Below are 3,062 nucleotides of genomic sequence, written 5' to 3' on the forward strand. Positions count from 1 at the left end.
GGGGCGTAGGGGATGCCCGCGCGCCATTCGGCGAGGGGTGGACGGTCGGCGTCCCAGTGGTAGCCGAGGCCGATGGCGTAGGCGTTGGCGTCCTGCCAGGTGGCGAGGGGGTTGGCGCGCAGGAAGTCGGATTCGGCGAGGGCGTCGTGCAGCAGGATGAAGTCCTGCGGCAGCGGTGCGCCGTTGCGCAGGCGATTCCATGCTTCCGCGATATCGGCGAGACGGTCCATCGACCTCCGCACGAATCGGCCGTTGGGGTCGGCGTGGTCACGGACCAGCAGCTCGGCCTCCATGAGGTGGTGCCTGATCTGCGCGAGCTGTGCCGGAGTGAACACCGGGACGTCATCGCGCATATGCGCTCCAAGAGCGCCCGCGATCAGCTCCGGGTCGACACCTGCCAGCAGCAGTTCACGCACATCCTCGATGGTGTCGCGGACGGCGACGGGGTCGGCGGCGGCGAACTGGTCGGCCAATGCTTCGGCGACGCGGTCGATCTCGCCGTGCAGGGCCCGGATCTGGGCGTCGACGTCACCGGACGGGTCGATCCAGGTATGCCCGTCGACCAGATCACGACGCACCCGGTCGATGACCTGACCTGCCCGGTCGACCTGCTGTACCCGGCGATGCTCCTCGATGCCCGCGGCAATGCGGTCCAGATCGTCGGGATCATGCAGGAACCGTTCGTATTCGGCGTCGGCCCAATCCTGCACCCGCTGCCACTGCGCGGCTTCCCGCTCCCACTGCTGCCGTAGCGATTCCGGCACATCATCGAGGCCGGCGCGGTGGTCCGAGGCGTTCCACGGCGGGACCATCGGCTGAACGTTGCGCTCCGGCGGCGCGAACCATTCGTAGTTGCGGAACACCGTCCCGAACGGTGGTATCCGCTGCAACCACGGGCGCGCCTGCACCCACCGGCCGATCCACGGATGCCGCTGAATCCACGCCTTCACCGCCGGATGCTTGGGCACCTCCGCCGCCATCAGCAGCAGCCGAACGACGTTGTAGGAGTCGGCACCCCAGTGCTGACCGAAGATCTGGTTCTGATCGAGCCCGGAGGGGTTGTACAGCGTCGGGGCCTGCGGCGCGTTGACCGGCAGCGTGCTCTCGGGGACCTTGCCGTCCGGGACGTCGTCGGTGGGCAGAGTGATGTCATTGACGACGTCCTCCATGGCCCAACCGCTCACGCCGTCCGGCGGGTCCTTCCGGGTGTATTTCTTGTACCGCTCGGCCTTGGGTTTGCTCGCCTCGCTGGTATCGCGCCCGGTCTGCCAATCCGGCCGGGTCGGATCGACACGATGCCAGTGGCCTTCGCCGTCGCGCCAGGAGGTGATGTCGAGCCGGTCGCCGCCGACCCAGCCGGTGCTCAACCGCTCCACTTCGAGCAGACCGAGTTCGTCGACCGTGCACACACCGTCACGGTCGGCGTGCACCCGGCGCAGCTCGACAGTGCTGCCTTCATCCATCATCGACTGCGCCACCAGCGCATTCGTCCGCAATGCGGTGGCGAAGGCATCGTCGATATCGCTGCGGTGCGGGCGGCCGAGTTCGTCGCGGATGCCGAACACCACGATCCTGGTGGTGTCGCCGTCGACGATGACGCCCACGCGCGGCGTCAGCATCCGGCCGCCTTCACCCTCGATCATCGCCCGCCACACACCCGCAACGCCCGCCATCTCGCCTTGAATGCGGCCGACGAGATTGTGTACCCGGTTCACATCGCGGGCAGCGTCGGCCAGTGCGTCGATCTCGCGCAACAGGATGCGGGGGCCGTCGCCGTTGACACCGGTGAGCACGTCGTACTGGGCGCGGGCGCGCAAGAACGCGAGGGTTTCGTCGAGTCGGTCCGGTGCGAGCGCGGCCTCGTCGGGGCGTCCTTGCTGGTCGACGACGCGCAACCGCACCGCGAGGTCGTCACGCATGGCACGGCGCGGTTTGATCTGGTGCAGCGCCTCGGCGCGTTGTCCGGCGAGCCGGTCGAGCTCGGCGGCGACCTCGTCCGCGCGGGGCCTGCCCTCCGCGACACCCGCGCGTTCGAGTTCGGCGAGCTGCCGATCCACCTGACCGACAGCCGCGTCCAGTCGGTTGCAGGTGCTGGCGGCTTCGGCGAGCTTGGCAATCGCCGCGCGCCGCTCGGCGCGGTCGGCGGCGCTGCGCGGGGTGCGGGTCTGGGTCGGGCTTTCGTCGATGCCACCGGGGTCGTCGACGGTGGCGGCGCCCGCCTCGTCGTAGAGGCGCAGGATGGTCGGCTCCAGCCGGTCGCCGCGCAGCGCTGCCTCGTCCACATGGCCGTCATCGTCGACGAGGCCGTGGCGCGTGGCTCGGTCGTCACGTTTGGCGCGCCAGAACTCACGCTCCCGTGCCAGTTCCTGGCGTTGCTGAACCAGCCGGTCGTACTCACCGACCGGCGTGACCGAACGTTCCAGCCGCGCCAGTTCCTCTTCGAGCCCGGTGATATCGGCGGCGGCCTGGTTGAACGCCTCGGCGGCACGTTCGAGTGCGTCGAGTTCGGCCAGGCGGTGCCGCATGTCGTCTACCCGCATCGTCCGGCCACGCAGCTCGTCCATGGTGGGTAGCAGGTTGTCGGGATTCAGCGCGGCGAAATCGTCGCGGTCGTCGATGGGCTGACGTTCGGCGCGCATATCGCGGATGTCGCGCCATTCCGCACGCCGTGCCACGGCCTCGGCCCGTTCGGCGGCGAGGCGGTCGTACTCCGCCCTGACCTCCGGAGACATCTGCGCGCGCGGGTCGGCGGCAGTGTCGCTGTCGGCAGGGTACTGCTCAGGATCGGATCTGTCGTGGTCGTCGTCCGGCCCATCGGACTCGTGCTTCGGTCTGGACGACTCTCCCTGATCACCCGAGCGATGGGGGTCGCCCGCATCATCCGGCTGGGCCGGGGCCAGCGGCGGTGTCGGCGGCTTCTTCGCTCCCCCACCGGATTCCGGAGCCGGCTCGGTGGGCGGCGGCAGCTCTGGTCGAATCTCTTCGCCCCCACCGCGCTCCGGGCTCGGCTCGGCGGGCACTACCTTCGCTTCGCCGGGCGCGGCAGGGGGTTGGGAGGGTGG

General features: G+C 69.6%; 1 pseudogene. It reads right to left on the bottom strand.

The features are described from left to right. A pseudogene (locus GV792_RS28730) lies at window positions 1-3,062 on the bottom strand (hypothetical protein); the annotation flags it as partial.

The sequence above is a fragment of the Nocardia cyriacigeorgica genome, from assembly GCF_010868145.1.
In the GTDB taxonomy this organism is placed as follows: domain Bacteria; phylum Actinomycetota; class Actinomycetes; order Mycobacteriales; family Mycobacteriaceae; genus Nocardia; species Nocardia cyriacigeorgica_D.